The sequence below is a fragment of the Mucilaginibacter sp. A3364 genome (assembly GCF_059690715.1).
This window is the reverse complement of sequence record NZ_JCAWED010000002.1, coordinates 573,434-589,603: the sequence shown is the minus strand read 5'-3', so window position 1 is coordinate 589,603 and position 16,170 is coordinate 573,434. Positions and strand designations below refer to the sequence as shown.

13 protein-coding genes are annotated in these 16,170 nt (G+C 47.2%); 6 read left to right on the top strand and 7 right to left on the bottom strand.

Features of this window, described 5'->3' with window-relative positions; genetic code table 11:
- Positions 1-260 precede the first annotated feature (260 nt).
- From AC59JT_RS14985 to AC59JT_RS14960, 6 genes are all read left to right on the top strand, one after another.
- Positions 261-5,795 carry a carboxypeptidase-like regulatory domain-containing protein gene (locus AC59JT_RS14985; protein WP_497400334.1) on the top strand — a complete coding sequence of 1,845 codons (5,535 nt, stop codon included), beginning with the start codon at positions 261-263 and terminating at the stop codon, positions 5,793-5,795.
- A 208-nt stretch (positions 5,796-6,003) separates the two neighbouring features.
- Entirely contained in the window at positions 6,004-6,351 is a 348-nt protein-coding gene (locus AC59JT_RS14980; protein WP_497400332.1) for an ArsR/SmtB family transcription factor, read from the top strand.
- Positions 6,329-6,793 (top strand): SRPBCC domain-containing protein, encoded by a 465-nt coding sequence (locus AC59JT_RS14975; protein ID WP_497400329.1) that lies wholly within the window; start codon positions 6,329-6,331, stop codon positions 6,791-6,793. Before AC59JT_RS14980 ends, AC59JT_RS14975 begins: the two co-directional genes overlap by 23 nt.
- A 1-nt stretch (position 6,794) precedes the next feature.
- Complete coding sequence (locus AC59JT_RS14970) at positions 6,795-7,166, top strand: DoxX family protein (protein ID WP_497400327.1); 372 nt, start codon at positions 6,795-6,797, stop codon at positions 7,164-7,166.
- 3 nt (positions 7,167-7,169) lie between these two features.
- Positions 7,170-7,733 (top strand): DUF4256 domain-containing protein, encoded by a 564-nt coding sequence (locus tag AC59JT_RS14965; protein WP_497400324.1) that lies wholly within the window; start codon positions 7,170-7,172, stop codon positions 7,731-7,733.
- Between the two features lie 110 nt (positions 7,734-7,843).
- Positions 7,844-8,422, top strand: coding sequence for a YdeI/OmpD-associated family protein (locus tag AC59JT_RS14960; RefSeq protein ID WP_497400322.1), 579 nt, complete (start codon positions 7,844-7,846; stop codon positions 8,420-8,422).
- Positions 8,423-8,569: 147 nt separating this feature from the next.
- Here AC59JT_RS14960 and AC59JT_RS14955 read toward each other — a convergent pair whose 3' ends face one another.
- The 7 genes from AC59JT_RS14955 to AC59JT_RS14925 are packed head-to-tail and all read right to left on the bottom strand — an operon-like array spanning position 8,570 to position 16,155.
- Positions 8,570-9,895, bottom strand: coding sequence for a flavin monoamine oxidase family protein (locus AC59JT_RS14955; RefSeq protein ID WP_497401666.1), 1,326 nt, complete (start codon positions 9,893-9,895; stop codon positions 8,570-8,572).
- Between the two features lie 35 nt (positions 9,896-9,930).
- Positions 9,931-11,229 carry a sensor histidine kinase gene (locus AC59JT_RS14950; RefSeq protein ID WP_497400320.1) on the bottom strand — a complete coding sequence of 433 codons (1,299 nt, stop codon included), beginning with the start codon at positions 11,227-11,229 and terminating at the stop codon, positions 9,931-9,933.
- On the bottom strand, positions 11,213-12,586 hold the full coding sequence (locus tag AC59JT_RS14945) for a sigma-54-dependent transcriptional regulator (RefSeq protein WP_497400318.1): 1,374 nt from the start codon (positions 12,584-12,586) through the stop codon (positions 11,213-11,215). Before AC59JT_RS14945 ends, AC59JT_RS14950 begins: the two co-directional genes overlap by 17 nt.
- Entirely contained in the window at positions 12,587-12,982 is a 396-nt protein-coding gene (locus AC59JT_RS14940; protein ID WP_497400316.1) for a hypothetical protein, read from the bottom strand.
- 26 nt (positions 12,983-13,008) lie between these two features.
- The gene (locus AC59JT_RS14935) at positions 13,009-14,196 is read right to left on the bottom strand and encodes an ABC transporter permease (RefSeq protein ID WP_497400314.1); all 1,188 of its coding nucleotides are present in this window, start codon (positions 14,194-14,196) and stop codon (positions 13,009-13,011) included.
- A gap of 30 nt (positions 14,197-14,226) precedes the next feature.
- On the bottom strand, positions 14,227-15,465 hold the full coding sequence (locus tag AC59JT_RS14930) for an ABC transporter permease (protein WP_497400312.1): 1,239 nt from the start codon (positions 15,463-15,465) through the stop codon (positions 14,227-14,229).
- A gap of 24 nt (positions 15,466-15,489) precedes the next feature.
- The gene (locus AC59JT_RS14925) at positions 15,490-16,155 is read right to left on the bottom strand and encodes an ABC transporter ATP-binding protein (RefSeq protein WP_497400310.1); all 666 of its coding nucleotides are present in this window, start codon (positions 16,153-16,155) and stop codon (positions 15,490-15,492) included.
- Between the last annotated feature and the right edge of the window lie 15 nt (positions 16,156-16,170).

Sequence of the window (16,170 nt, the reverse complement as noted above, 5' to 3'; positions counted from 1 at the left end):
AAATAGGCAACGATTTTGTGTCTGACATTTACAAATTGTTAACGGATCATTTAACATTTCGCACTATTCGGGCGTAAATACTATTGTTTAGGGCCTGCTTAAACGTTTATGCAACAAAATGCATAAAGTTGCAGCAACTTTGCAAATTTTTGTTGCAACATTCATTTTTATTATCTAGCTTTATCATACAATTAACCTAATACCTTACCGCGCACCCAACAGTAAGGCTTTTACCTAAATAGAACTACCCTATATCACCTATGAAAAAAGCCCTCCCAATTAGCGCCGTAATGCTTTGTGCATTACTGTTGTTCGCCGCCTTTAAACCAAAGGCAGATGACCCGATCGACAAAATTGTTGCTGCCCTGCAACGCTGGACGGATAAAAACCTGCAGGAAAAAATTTACCTGCATACCGATAAGCCGTATTATGCCCTGGGCGATACCATTTGGTTTAAAGGTTATTTAATGGCGGGTAGCAAGCACCAGCTTTCGGCGCTAAGCGGGGCTTTGTATGTTGACCTGGTTACCGAGCAGGACTCGGTTATCCGGTCGCTAAAACTGCCGGTAACATCGGGTATGGTAATGGGTGATTTTGTACTGGCGGATGATTTTACGGAGGGAAGCTACCGCCTGCGGGCCTACACGCGCTGGATGCGTAATGCCGGTGAGGATTATTTTTTCGACAGAACCATTGCCGTTGCATCTGTAGCTAACCAAGGGGTGAACGGCAAGGTAGACTATCAGTATTTAACCGAAGGCAGCAAGCCCGAGCTACAGGCTACCTTAACCTATACAGACGATGCCGGCAAACCGCTCGCCAATAAAAATGTAGAATACCGCATTATGGTAAACAGCAAGGTGGTTTGGACAAAATCAACCCAAACCGACGATAAAGGAAATTTGCTGGTGAGTATAGCCAATAAAGATAATGTTGACCTGCGCGGGGCTTATATCAAAACCACCATCCGTAATAACGCTAACGATAGGGTGGACAAAAACTTCCCGATAGTAGCCAACCTAACCCAAAGCGATGTGCAGTTTTTCCCCGAAGGTGGTAACCTGGTAAATGGTATCAACTCGCGGGTAGGCTTTAAGGCCGTGGGCGTGAATGGTGCGGGCGTTGAGATCAAAGGTAATGTTACCGATAACGAGGGTAAAGAAGTTGCCCTGGTACAAAGCATGCATGCAGGTATGGGTAGCTTCAATTTACATCCCGAAGCCGGTAAAACCTATACCGCTAAAATTACTTTTGCCGATGGTTCAACAAAAAGCCTGGCCCTGCCCAAAGCGCAGGATGATGGTTTTGTGCTCAGCATCTATCAGCCTAATAAAGACAGTGTTTTGGTGCGCGTAAACACAGCGGCCAAACAGCTGCAAAACCAGCCAACACTAAGCCTGGTAGCGCAAACCGGCGGCGACAATATGTTAGCGACATCGTTTAAAATTGATAAGGGCATTACATCCATATGGCTGGCTAAAAAAGATTTCCCGACAGGCATAGCACAGTTCACTTTGTTTGATAGCAATAACCAACCGCTGAACGAACGTATAGCTTTTATTAAAAACAATGATCATTTACAGCTAAGCCTTAAAACCGCCAAAGCCAGCTACAAAAGCAAGGAACAGATACAAGTTTTGCTAAACGCCAAAAACAGCAAAGGCGAACCTACCTTCGGCAATTTTTCGGTAAGCGTGGTTAACGAGAGCAAGGTGCCTGCGGAAGAAAGTGCCGAGAACACCATCTTCTCCAACATATTGCTAACATCTGATCTGAAAGGCTACATAGAAAAACCTAACTATTACTTTACCAACGCCGAAGGAGTTGACAAGGCGCTGGACAACCTGATGCTTACCCAGGGTTATCGCCGTTTTGTATGGAAGGATATTATAAACGGCACGGAAGCTAAACCGCTGTTTGATATAGAGGGTTTGGGTACCACCATATCGGGCAAGGTACACACGTTGGGCAACAAACCCATGCCGGGCGCTAACGTAACCTTAATGGCTGTAAAAGCTAACGTTGTGCTGCAAACCAAGGCTGATAGCCTTGGCAGGTTTAAGTTTGATAAGATCTTCGCTACCGACAGTATCAACTTTGCCATACAGGCCAATACCGCAAAGGGGACAGATAAGGCACTGATATTTATCGACAGCATACCCAAAGTAAAACTGGCCAAAAACCGCAACATTGCCGACGTAAGTACCAATATGAGCACTACGCTGAAGGATTACATTGCCAATGCCAAAAAGCAGGACGACCTTTACGAAAAGCTTGGTCAGCTGGATAAAGTGCAGCGCCTGCGCGAGGTACGGATAAACGAGAAGCGCGTTAAAATAGTTGATATGGCGCCGCAGGGCTTGTACCGGATCAATTCATCGTCGGCAGACAGGACCGTGGTTGTCAGACCCGAAGAAGCCGAGCGTTTTCAAACCCTGGCGCATTACCTGCAGGCCACGCTGCCCGCCGTACGGGTTAATACCGGGGCTTTAGCCAGCGTGATAGACCCGCGTTACAACGGTGCCATGCAAATTATTTTGAACGGCCGGAAATTACTGCCCGAGGAAGCATCGGAAGTTTTAGACGGTGGCGTGCAGCCCGAGGATGTGCTTAAGCTTGACGTGATACGTACCAGCCTGCCCCTGATGAGTTACCTGGGCGGCGCATCGTTAATGATCTATACCAAAAACACGTACATGCGTAAGCAAAACAACTTTAACATTGCTAACGTAAAGCCCAAAGGTTTTAATAAAGCGCGCGAGTTTTATATGCCAAAGTACACCAACCCGCAAGACGAGTTAGTACCCGACCTGCGCACCACCGCTTACTGGAACCCCTACCTAAAAACCGATGCTAACGGCCAAACCAGCTTTAACTATTTTAATGCCGATGGCCCTGGCACCTACAAAGTAACTGTAGAAGGTTTAAATGCCGATGGCGAACTGGGCCGCCAGGTGTTCAGGTATAATGTGGAAGCAGCCACCGTTACCTCATTTATGCCACAGGCCGACAACCGCGACGCGGTGGCCAAAAACATCAGCGCATCATTAGATACCCTGCGCAAAAAGCTGCCGGTTGAAAAGGTATACCTGCATACCGATAAACCTTACTACAATATTGGCGATACGCTGTGGTTTAAAAGTTATGTGGTAAATGGCACCAACCTTACCCCATCAACCATAAGCAAGTTATTATATGTTGAGCTGGCTAATGATAGCGGACATGTAGTGCGCCGCATAAGTGTGCCGGTAAAGAATGGCGCGGCCTGGGCGCAAATTCCGCTTATTAAAGACATATTTCACGAAGGCGGCGTAAACCTGCGGGCTTATACTACCTGGATGCGCAATTTTGGCGAAGACTATGTGTTTACCCAGCGTTTTTATTTAGGTGTGCCGGTGGCAGATGCCTGGTTAGTAAATTCGAAATCCGAGATCAAGACCGTCAACGATAAGGATCAACTGGAGGTAAATTTAAAACTAAGCAAGCCCGATAAATTACCACTGGGGCTGCACAAGGTAGAGGTGAGGGTTTACGAAGATCTGCACCGCAAAAACCTGCCCGAAGACCACCATTACATCTACAAAGAGCAAATGCTGACAGACATTGACGGCGGCCTGAAAATTACCCAGCAGCTAAAAGACAAAGCCGACGGCCGGCGCATGCGTGTACAGATCGTCGGTGTTGAAAAAGCTGATGGCGACAGAACCATGCAGGTGCCGCTTAACATCATCCGCTCACAAAGAATCGATGTGCAGTTTTTACCCGAAGGTGGCCAGCTGGTGGCAGGGCTTAGCTCGGTAGTTGGGTTTAAAGCTATTAATGAAGATGGCAAGGGCGCAGCCGTCATGGGCGAGATCTGCGACAGCAAAGGTATTAAAGTGGCCGATTTCGCGTCCATTCATAACGGCATGGGTTCCTTTGTTTTTACCCCTAAAGCGGGCGAAACCTATTCGGTAAAGATCATACAGCCAACCACCAAAATGTTTGAATTGCCAAAAGTAAATACCGACGGCACGGTGATGCAAATCAGCAATTACGAGCAGGATGATCATTTAAGTATCAGCGTTAACGGCGCCGGCAATGCTCTGGTTATTGATAGTGCTTACTACCTGGTGGGCACATCGCGCGGCACAGTTTATTACTCCGAAAAAGTGAACCTGAACCCGATGGGCGTATCAGTGCCTAAAAATTTGTTCCCTTCGGGCATAGCGCGTTTTACCTTGTTCAGGGGCCAGCGTCCGCTTAACGAGCGCATCGTGTTTATTGACCGTAAGGATGCACTGAACTTTAACATGAAACCCAACAAAAGTAATCACCTTAAACGCGATAGCATTGGTTTGGAGATAGAGGTGAAAGATAAAACCGGTATGCCGGTGCAGGGCACGTTCTCGCTGGCTGTCACTGATGATACGCAGGTGCGGCCGGATAGCCTTGGCAATAACAATATTGCCGCCGGCCTGCTGCTAAATTCGGATTTAAAAGGTCATATTGAAGAACCCGGCTATTACCTTGACCGTAAGGATAAAGATGCCTGGGCGGCTTTAAATAACTTGCTGCTTACACAGGGGTGGACAGCTTATGACTGGAAAGACGCGTTTGATCCCGCCACGCGTAAAATTGAATTTCAACCTGAAAAGGACATGAAGTTAACCGGGCTGGTCACCAACCTATCAAATAAGCCGGTAGCGAATGCAGAAGTTTTGTTATCATCAGAAAAGCCCAATTTTGTGCTAAAGGCGCAAACGGATGCCAACGGTCGCTATGTTTTTGATAAACTACCCCCGGTTGACTCGACCGCTTTCTTTTTGCAGGGCCTTAACAAAAACGGCAAGGCCATGAGTTTTGGCGCCGTAACTGTCGACCGTACAACATTTCCATCGGTGCCTTTAACCCTGCGCGACCAGATCATGCCCTGGTATGTTAACCCGGATAGTGTGCAGCTTAACTACATAAAACGCAAAGCCGAAATGGCCGATGATGCTAATTTTAAGGCCAGCGGTAAACTACTGCGCGAGGTTGGCATCAAAGCCAAAAAAATAATACCGGGTTCGCGAAACATATATGGATCGGGTAATGCCGATTTGGTTTATGATCAAAAAGATATCAAGGTATCGGCAGTTACCAATTTGTGGGACCTGCTGCTACAGAAAATACCGGGTATATGGGTTCGGGATGTGGTAGAAGTGGAAGAAAGAGGCCGAACCTCATTTACACCGGTTTTTAAATTTGGAAGCGATAAAATGATACACGCACGCGATATGAGGATGGATGGAGCGCCTTTAAGATTAGATCTGCCCAATACCACACCAACTATCGATGACGTAATTGAGGCCTTACGCAACATCCCGGTTTCAAACATCAAAGGGCTGGAGGTTGCATTTAGCGGAGACTATACCGTACGCCCTGTGTTCGATCCACTATTAAATAACTTTACCGCTGTGCGTTACCGGGATATTCAAACCCAGGGCGCCATTGTATTTATTACTACCATAAGCGGCGCCGGCTGGTATGACGGCGGTCCTAAACCGGCAACGGCTAGCTACAGGCCATTACCGGTAACCAGGCCGCAGCAGTTTTACAGTCCGCGTTATGCCGTAAAAACCACAACTACCGGTATGCCCGATTACCGCTCTACCGTTTATTGGGAGCCTAATATTACTACCGATGCCAATGGCAAAGCCAAAGTATCATTCTATTCGGCCGATATACCTGCGGGTTACACTGTTAACATGCAGGGGCAAAGTACCGGGGGCGATATAGGTAGTTTGCAGTATAAATTACCTGCTATGAAATAGTATATTTTGTTTTGTTTTCGTCTAAGCGGGGTCTCTTACAAAGAGCCCTGCGTGATGAAATCAATGAGTTGATCCTGAAGAAAAAATACTAATACCTAACCTTTTCATTTGTTTTGAAGCTGATGTAAAATATTACATCAGCTTTTTTAAAATAAATTTGCGTAGTTAAATAGCTACATATTATATTTGTAGTCAAATAGCTACATATATGAATTTACGCAGGGATGTTTTCCAGGCCATTGCCGACCCAACCCGCCGGGCCATACTGTTATTGGTTGCCTCGCAATCGCTTACCGCCGGGGCTATAGCCGCCAACTTTGATACGGCCAGGCCAACCATATCTAAACACTTACAAATATTGACCGAATGCGAACTACTTGCCCAGGAGCAAAGCGGAAGAGAAATTCATTACCACATTAACGCCAAAAAAATGAAACAAGTGGCCGATTTTATTGAACCCTTCCGCCAGATGTGGGACGACCGTTTTAACAAGCTGGAAGATATTATGAAAACCTATCAAAAAAACAATCCCAATGGAACTGAAAACAAAGGTTAACGCCCTTGACGGCAAACAGGAAATTACCATCACCCGCGAGTTTGACCTGCCGGTTGAACTGCTTTTTAAAGCCTATGAGGATGCTGCCATTGTGGAACAATGGATGGGCACCAAAGTACTCAAGCTGGAGAATAGAAAGCAAGGCGGCTACCAGTTTGAAACCACAGACTCGAAAGGAAACATCCACGCTTTTAGCGGCACCATTCACGAGTTTACGCCAAACCAGCGCATCATCCGCACCTTTGAGATGGAGAATACGCCCTTCGGTGTGCAGCTGGAGTTTTTAGAGTTTGAAAAGCTGAGCGAAACCACCAGTAAACTCAACATGCACGTAGTATACCGCAGCGTTGATGTGCGCAACCAGATACTGCAGCTGCCATTTGTGCAAGGCATTAACTGGGCACATAACCGCTTGGAAGACATTGTTAGTAAACTAAAATAAGATGAGCAAACGCAACAAAATTATTTACTGGGTGTCCACGCTGTGGCTGGCCTTGGGCATGACTTCCACAGGCGTGGTGCAACTGATGCAGATGAAACAGGAAGCAACAAAAATGCAGCACCTGGGTTACCCGTTGTATGTTTTAACCCTGTTGGGGATATGGAAAATTTTAGGGGTGATTGCTATTTTAATTCCTAAATTTCCGTTGGTAAAAGAGTGGGCCTATGCGGGCTTTGTCTTTGCCATGACGGGCGCTGTATATTCGCACATAGCCGTCAATGATGCGGCAATGGAATTATTTGGTCCCGTGTTATTAATTGTATTAACTGTGGTGTCCTGGTATTTCAGGCCCGCTGATAGAAAAACTGTTTAAGCCATGAGCAAGAAAATATTATCACCCGAACAAAACGCCGAACTACTGGCCACGCTGAAAGCCCGTTTTAACAAAAACACCGAACGCCATAAGAGCATTAACTGGGACGATGTGCAAACCAAGCTGGAAGCCAACCCCGAAAAACTTTGGGTGTTGGATGAAATGGAAGTTACCGGCGGCGAACCTGACGTAGTTGTTTTTGGCGATGAGGCCGCAGGCGATTTTACTTTTGTTGATTGCGCTGCCGAAACCCCTAAAAATCGCCGCAGCTTTTGCTATGACCGCGAGGCCCTCAATTCCCGCAAGGAACATAAACCCGCTAACGATGCCCTGACAGCCGCTGCCGAAATGGGTATTGGAATATTAACCGAAGAGCAGTACCGCCACCTGCAAACGCTTGGTAAGTTCGACTTGAAAACATCAAGCTGGATAGCTACCCCGGCCCCTATCCGTAAACTTGGCGGTGCGCTATTTTGCGATAGAAGATACGATACCGTGTTTACCTATCACAATGGCGCGGAATCATATTATGCAGCGAGGGCTTTTAGGGGGATGTTAAAAGTGTAAGTAAATCGCCTATCGCAGGGTCCTCTGCGAGAGACCCTGCTTGGACAATAAAAGAAAGTCTTAGCACGGTCTCCTGAAAGGGACCCTGCGTATGCTAATCATCAACCACCATGAATCCAAAAACCGATTTCTACTTTAACAAAGCCGACCAGTGGCAACAGGCCATCAACAAAATGCGCACTATAGCACTGGCCTGTGGCCTGACCGAGGAGCTGAAATGGGGTAGCCCCTGCTACACCTGGAATGGTGCCAACGTTGTGCTCATCCATACGTTTAAAGAATACTGCGCCTACCTGTTTTTTAAAGGCGCACTGCTAACCGATACATACGGTATCCTGGTACAACAAAGTGAGAACGTACAGGCCGCCCGCCAAATCAGGTTCACATCCGCCGGCCAGGTGGATGAACAAGAGCAGCGACTAAAGGCGCATATTTTTGAGGCGATAGCGATAGAGCAATCCGGGCTAAAAGTCACCCTCAAAAAAACAGAAGAATTTAACATGCCCGAAGAATTTCAGCAAGAACTGGATGCCTTTGCGCCGTTGAAAGCCGCTTTTGAAGCGCTTACACCCGGCAGGCAAAGGGCTTACCTGCTGCATTTTTCGGCCGCCAAACAGGTGAAGACCCGCGAGGCCCGCATCGAAAAATATATTCCTCAAATTTTAGCGGGTAAGGGATTGAACGACTAATACCCGATACAGAATAATATAAAAAATGTCATTTCGACGAGGAACGAGGAGAACTACTCTCTTGAGCGTAGCGAAAAAATCTTATACACCTCGCTACTTTTCGCTCGCATAAGATTTCTCCCTTTGGTCGAAATGACAATTGGTTAATTAGCCGTTAACAATCCGCTCCGCGGCCTGCTGCCCGCTGGTTAAGGCCGCTTCAACAGTACCCATGGCGGTGCCCTCATATAAATATTCACCGGCAAAAAACAAGGTTTGGTTTACCGGCTCACTCAATATTTTTCGTGCCGCTGCCGATGCAACTTTATCGTAGGCATATGAGCCGCGGGTGTATGGGTCAACCGTCCAGTTTACGCAGTTAAAGGCCACCAACTGATCGCGCAAGTCGGCAGCATCCTTATTAAAAATAGCAGCCAGCGATTGCAGGCCCAGGCTTAGCAATTCTTCGGCACTTGCATCTTTAAGCGCGGCTGCCGCAGGACCACCCAGCCAGCCGGTAAGCAGCGGGCTTTGCTTAGGGTATTGCGCCCACCAGGTGGGTACAGCCTGGTCGGATATTAAAAAGCCCATACTTTTAGGGGCCTTGCCGGTGAGTTTGGCAATCGCTTCGTCCTCCCAAAACGGGGCGTTAAACTCCAGTAATATTTTAATGATGGCACCAAAACCAATATCGTTAAACGCGGTGCGTTGCTGTGGTATTGGCGGATGAAAACTTATAGCACCTTCGCCCTTGGTAGTCTGCAAAATGCCTAGCGGCAGCGCCACAATAATTTGATCCGCGGTACACACATCGCCCTCGGCAGTACTTGCCTGTACCGACCCCTGCTCGTGATAAATATCAGTAACGGGCGAGTTAAGGTAGATCTTCCCGCCGCGGTTTTTACACTCATCGGCCAAAAAATTGATCATGCTGCAATAGCCGCCTTTTACGCGGTGCTGATTGTTATCACCCTCGTGTTCCCACTCGTTGCGAAGTGCGAACGCGCTGGCCTGCTGCGGATCGGCAGTGTCGTAGCCGGCAGCAAATTGGCGCACGGCATGGCGTAGTTCAGTATGTTCATCGCCCGAAAATTCAAGCTGTAAGAAATTTTCTATGCTGCAATCCTGTTTCAAGTTATGAAGCTTTTCCATGAGCAGGCCCCAGTTGGGCCCCGCGTCGTCATCGGTTACAAAAGCGCCGTTGGCATAGTGCCACATTTCGCCTTCGGCGGGTTCGATGGCTATGTTTGCTGTTTTAAGCAACTCAAAAGTTACGGGCAAATCGCCATGAATAAACTCGGCACCTAACTCGGCATGCTCAAAAAACAACTCGTTGTTAAGGGTATGGATACGGCCACCCAGGCGCCCACGCGCTTCTAGTACAATAACACGTTTGCCGGCGATAGCCAGCTGATAAGCCGCCATTAACCCGGCAGCGCCGGCGCCTATAACGAGTACGTCGCAGTTTTTCATGGTTGTGTGTTGGTAGAACAGGGCGCTAACGCGATGGTTTTGCCCGGCACTGCAATTTACAAACTGATGAGGAAAACCGTTTGCCCCGGCGCCACAGTTTTTAAAGAAAAATCAAAACCATGGTTCATTAAAATTTCACGAACCAGTGTCAGACCGATGCCTTGCCCGTCGGCTTTGGTGGTGTAAAAAGGTGTGAACAGCTGGGCACTTTGCTCGGCGCTGATGCCTTTGCCGCTATCGGTAATGCTCAGGCTGCGTTGTTTGGTGTTGATGCTGATATCAATGCTTCCATCGGTGCCAATGGCTTCGATGGCGTTCTTTACAATGTTAATGAGCGCTTGTTCCAACTGCTGCTCATCAGCCATGATGTAGAGTGGTTGTGCGGGCAGGTCAAGGTTGATCGCCACGCGCTTTTCGGTGGCTGGCAGGTGCATTAGCTGCGCTACTTTGTTAACCGTGTTACACAGGTCTATCTGTATTTTGTTGGGGGATGGCAGTTTTACCAGGTCGGCAAAATTGCGCATGAAAAGGTTGAGGTTTTGGTTACGGTCTGACGCTACGCGCATGGCGTCTTTCAGCAGATCGTGCTCGTGGCCCTCCCAGATCTTGTCTGTTTTAAGCGCGGTTTGTATGATGGAGTTCACCGGGCCAATGGTATTGTTCACTTCGTGCGCCATCATGCGGATCACCTTGCCGTACACATTCTTCTCGGCCGCTAGTATTTCGGCCGTCAGCTCCTCTATCATAATAAAATTACGCGCGAAACCACGATCAATAAAATGCGCGCATTGAATTTTGTAGGTAGCGGCACCCTGCAGTTTAACAAGCCTGGCGTCGCCGGTTTTAAGGGGGGCAATGGCATTGCCAAAAGTATCAGGCAGATTGGTTACCGATTGCTGCAGCACCGCTTTTACGTCCACCTGCATTATCTCGGCAGCCTTGGGGTTAAGCTGCTGAATAAGCCCATCGTGATCTAAAATAATGATGCCGGTGGGAGAGGTCAATATCAACTGCTCCAGGAAAAAATGCTGCTCCTGCTGGCGGGTGCGCTCAGTACGCAGCTCGTCCATCATTTGGTTATAAACGCCTATTAACTTATCCACTTCGTGCCTGCCGGTGGTGACGAATTTTACGTTAAAGTCCTTGTCCTTCATGGCATCAATGCCCTGCATCATGGCCTTCAGGGGCATCAGCAATTGGCGGTACAAACTCCAGGATATGGCTGCCGAAACAAGGATAACCGCTTCGGCAATAATGAAATAAATACGGTCCTGTTCAAAAATAACCCAGCTAAGGCCAAGGGCCAGCCCGTGCAGGATGATAACGAACAACAGGTATTTAGTCCGCAGCTTCATCGTATGGGATCTGGTATTTTTCTAAGCGGCGGTACAAAGCACTTCGGGTTATGCCTAACGAGCGGGCGGTTTTGGCAATGTGATTATGATGATGCTCCAACGCCTTTTTGATCATCCCCACTTCCATTTCTTCCAGCGTAAGCGCGCCCACACCGGGCAACTGCTGACTGCCCGTTTTAACCGGCGAAAGATCCAACTGCGAGCGGAAATCATCAATGCTCAACTCATCTTTTCTACTCACCAAAATAGAGCGCTCCACCAAATTTTTTAACTGGCGGATATTGCCGGGCAAAGGCAGCTGCTGCAGCCATTTCATCGCCGCCGGCGCTACCGAAAGTTTAGGGCGGTTATAGATCTCCTTCAAATTCCCCAAAAAGAAATCAACCAGTAGTGGGATATCCTTTGGCCGCTCGCGCAGGGGCGGCAGGTATATGGTGATGAGGTTAATGCGGTACAACAAGTCCTCGCGGAAGGTGTGGCGCGTAACCATATCGGGCAGGTTTTTGTTGGTGGCGCACACAATGCGTACGTCCACACTTTTGGTGCGACTGCTGCCTAGTACTTCGTAGGTTCTATCCTGCAAAACCCGCAGCAATTTTACTTGGCTGCCGGCATCCAATTCGCCTATCTCATCTAAAAAAATAGTGCCCTTGTTGGCCATTTCAAAACGACCGATACGATCAAAGCGCGCGTCGGTAAAAGCCCCGCGCACGTGGCCAAACATTTCGCTCTCGAACAAGGTGGTTGATATCCCACCCAGGTTAACTTTTATAAAAGCCCGGTTACGGCGCTGGCTATTATGGTGTATGGCTTCGGCAATTAACTCCTTGCCCGTACCGCTTTCGCCCATGATCAACACCGAAGCATCCGTAGCCGCTACGCGACCGATAGTTTCCAGTATATCCAGCATTTTAGCATCCTGCCCTATGATGTGTTGGAAATTATATTGGGCATCCAACTGCTTACGGGTGTGGTGCACGGTTTTGGAATCTTGCAGATCAAGCAATGTGCGCACGCTTTGCAATAGGTGGTCGTTGCTCCAGGGCTTGTTAATAAAATCGTTGGCCCCCAATTTCATGCCGCGCACGGCCAGCTCAATGCTGCCCCAGCCGGTGAGCAAAATAACAGGTATGTGCGGATTGTTTTGTTTGATCTTGCCCAGCAGGGTCATGCCCTCATTGCCCGATGTTTCGATCGAAAAATTAAGATCGAGAATGATCAGGTCGGGTTGCTTTTTTTTGATGACAGACAGGGCCTCCACGGGCTTTTCGGCCTGGGTAACAGCGTAGCCCTCGCCTTGCAATAGTAAGCAAAGCGAGGTACGTACGGCTATATCGTCATCTATAACTAATATCATTTATTTTTCGCCAATGATGTTTTTTATGCCCTCACACATCTTTTTGAAGCGTGCATAAATCTCGGCAGAATTTTTTCGTTTATCTAATTTCAGTTCCAATTTTCCGGGTTTCAATACCACATGGAAGAACGCGCCATTGTCAAGGCGCATATCGGCATCAACGGTAGTATTGGTAAACGCGGTACTTGAGCCTTTAGCTATTGTTTCCGTCATGTACTTTCGGATCTTATCCGTTTTTTCCGGATCAAATTTGGCATACATTTCGTAGCCATTGTCATTTTCTGTAAGAGTTACCTTAATCTCATCGGTGCTAACAGATTCTGTTCTGCTTTTTTGGCGTGCATCGCAGCCCATGTTTATCAATAAACATAAAGCAATTAATATTCTGAATTTCATGATTGGTTGTTTTAATTATGATAAAATTATTCTTCGTGTAAAGCCACGGCCGGATAAACCGCTGCCGCCTGTTTGCCCGGGTAAAGGGAGCACAGCAGCACCAGCAGGTAAATAAAAATTACCGATAGAACTATAGCGGTAATGTATACACCGGCAGCCAGGTCGAACAGGTTTAGCAGCGGAAACTGCGCCGCGAAAAATGTCCCGATAGCTAATGATAAGGTTGCCAGCACCATTGATTCGGCCACTATTTGCCATGATACGGAGTTGCCCGTTGCGCCAATGGCTCTGCGCAAACCAATCTCGCCGCGGCGCTTGTTAATGTTGTACCACAGCACGCCGAATAAACCCAGCGCCACGTTAATGATGAGAAAAGTGGCCAGTATCATGATGATGATGGTTGGCGTTAAGGCCTCCTTGTTCATGTTGTCGCGCATTTGGGTGAGGTGTTTTATGTCTATGGTTGATTCTTTCATCAGGTTGGCTACGGTTTTATACAGGCGCGCCTCGAAAGCGGCATCGGCAGATGGGGCTACCTTGATCATAATGCGGTTCATCCATTTGTACGAACCCGAATCAAGCAGATTAAATATGCCCAGGGCCGGTGCTCTATAATCGCCTTTATCTTTAATATCAGCCACTACGCCTATGATGCGGTTTTTAGATGGTTTGCCCTCCCAATCGTCAAATGATTTACCTAACGGGTTGGCGGTGCCGAAAACTTCTTTTTGAATAGATTCATTAATAATTATTGGTTTAAACGAGCTGCTAAAATCGGCCTTGATAAACCAACGGCCCTGCAGCAACTGCAGCTTTAACGCATCTTTAAAATGCTCATCGGCCCTGAAATAATTAACGTAGTTGATCTTTTTGCCTTTATAAGTATAGCCGGTACTTTGCACGTTGCTGGTAAAGGGCGAATTGTTGCCGCTATAGCTTACCTCAACAACCTCGGGCATGGCTTTTATGATGTTCCGCACATACTTGTAATAGGTAATGGCCGAATCGGCGTCGTCAAAATGGGTAGGGTTACTGATATTGATATCCCACACCTTCTCGTACTCGAAACCCATAGGTTTGCGGTAGTTATAGTAAAACTTTACGATCATGGTAAACACGAAGAACATCACCATGAACGATACCAGCATTTCGGTTATCAGCAAGGCGTTTTGTTTCTTTTTGTTCCAGATCAGTTTAAATAAATGCTTAAACATAATGTTTTGATTAATTGTGATTGAATGGATCTACTGTGCTTTTAGGGCCGTAACAATGTGCAGCTTTGACATGCGCCAGGCCGGGTAAACGCCAGACATGACACCAAATACCAAACAAGCCAAAAAGCCATAAAACAGGATGGTGAAGTTTAACGTAAGATGGAGGCCTATCAGAAAGTCAGACTCGTTGATAACCGCCAGCGCTATGGCCGAAAACACGACGCCCAGTAAGCCGCCAATAACAGTGAGGATAACGTTTTCGATAATGAACTGGTAAACCAATGTTTTTGACGATGCACCGAATGCTTTGCGCACGCCGATCTCTGACGAGCGCTCCATGATACGGGTGATATTGATGTTTACCAGGTTGATGGTAGGTAGCAAAACAAACAGTAAAACAGCACCAACAAATAGCAGCATAAACCTTGTAAAGCCCGATTTTGGGCCATCGCCATAAAGGCCGCGTACCTTGTCGCCAAAATAGGTGTCGGCATTGCTGTACAGTTTATCCATACCCTTATCATTGGTGGGTATTTTGGTTACAAGCTGCGCATATTCTGCACGCATTTTTTCAACGTCATCTGTTGATTTTGCTAACAGAACAGCCTTGAAATCGCCCATATGCCCCTGGTCTTTAAAATTACTTTTTGTAAGGGTGTAAGGCAGATAGATGTCGGCATAATAGGTTTCGCTGGTAATGGGCGGGTCTTTTACAACGCCAATTACCCGGTATTTAATATTGTCGGTTTCAATATATCTGCCTACCACATCATATCCGTCGCCAAAATAATTGGCTTTGGTGCGCTCGGTAATTACAGCCAGCTTTTGCGATTGTGCTATTTGTGCCTGGTCATAAGGTTTGCCTTCCACAAAAACAAAATCGGCCACCTCCCAAAATGGGGCATTGGTATACTTAATATCCAAAACAATTTTTTTGTCGCCCACGTAAGCGTTTGATGATTTGGTACCCGATGAGATACCCATTTTTACCGGCGTTTTAAGGCTGCCCGCGTAATGAGTTAAAAAGTAAAAGGATGGTGATGAAATATTGATCCAGCCTTCTTTAGTGTTACGCAGCTCAACGCGATTAACATATAACGAGCGGTCGCGTTTCAGATCAGGATAAGTAGGGTTTATCACATTATCCATAAAGGCAGTCAACACCATCAAGATCGTTAGCGTAAAGCTGATGCCGAACAAGCTGATGAACGTAAAAAACTTACGGCGCTTTAATACGGCTATGGCTATTTTAAAATAATTTTTAAGCATGATTTACTCTGTTTAGGTTGATTGTTACTGTACCTGCGATCCGTCGAACAAGCGCACCAAGCGGTGGGTTTTGTGGGCCATGTTCTCGTCGTGCGTTACCATTACTATGGTGGTGCCGTCGTCTTTGTTCAGCTGCATCAATATGTCCATAATTTCGTTACCCATGGCGCTGTCAAGGTTACCGGTAGGCTCATCCGCCAGTATAATTTCGGGCTTGCCCACAATGGCTCGGGCAATGGCCACACGCTGGCGCTGTCCGCCCGATAGCTGGGTAGGGAAGTGTTTCATGCGGTTAGCCAGGCCTACTTTAGCCAGTGCTGCCTCGGCCAGTTCGCGGCGTTCTTTGGCAGATACGTTGCGGTACAATAGGGGTAGTTCCACATTATCCAATACCTGCAGGTCATTGATCAAATGGTAGCTCTGGAAAATGAATCCCAGCTTTTGGTTACGGAAAGCCGCAAGCTTTTTATCATTTAAACTGATGGTTTGATGGCCGTCTATATCTACCTGCCCTTTGCTGGGCGCATCCAGCAAACCCATAATATTTAACAGGGTGCTTTTGCCGCAGCCCGAAGGACCCATTATAGACAGGAACTCGCCCTTGGCTACATCCAAACTAATGCTGTTTAGCGCCAGAGTTTCTACCGTGTCGGTACGGTAAACTTTTTCTATGTTTTTTAAGCTGATCATTTTGTTAGCTGTATT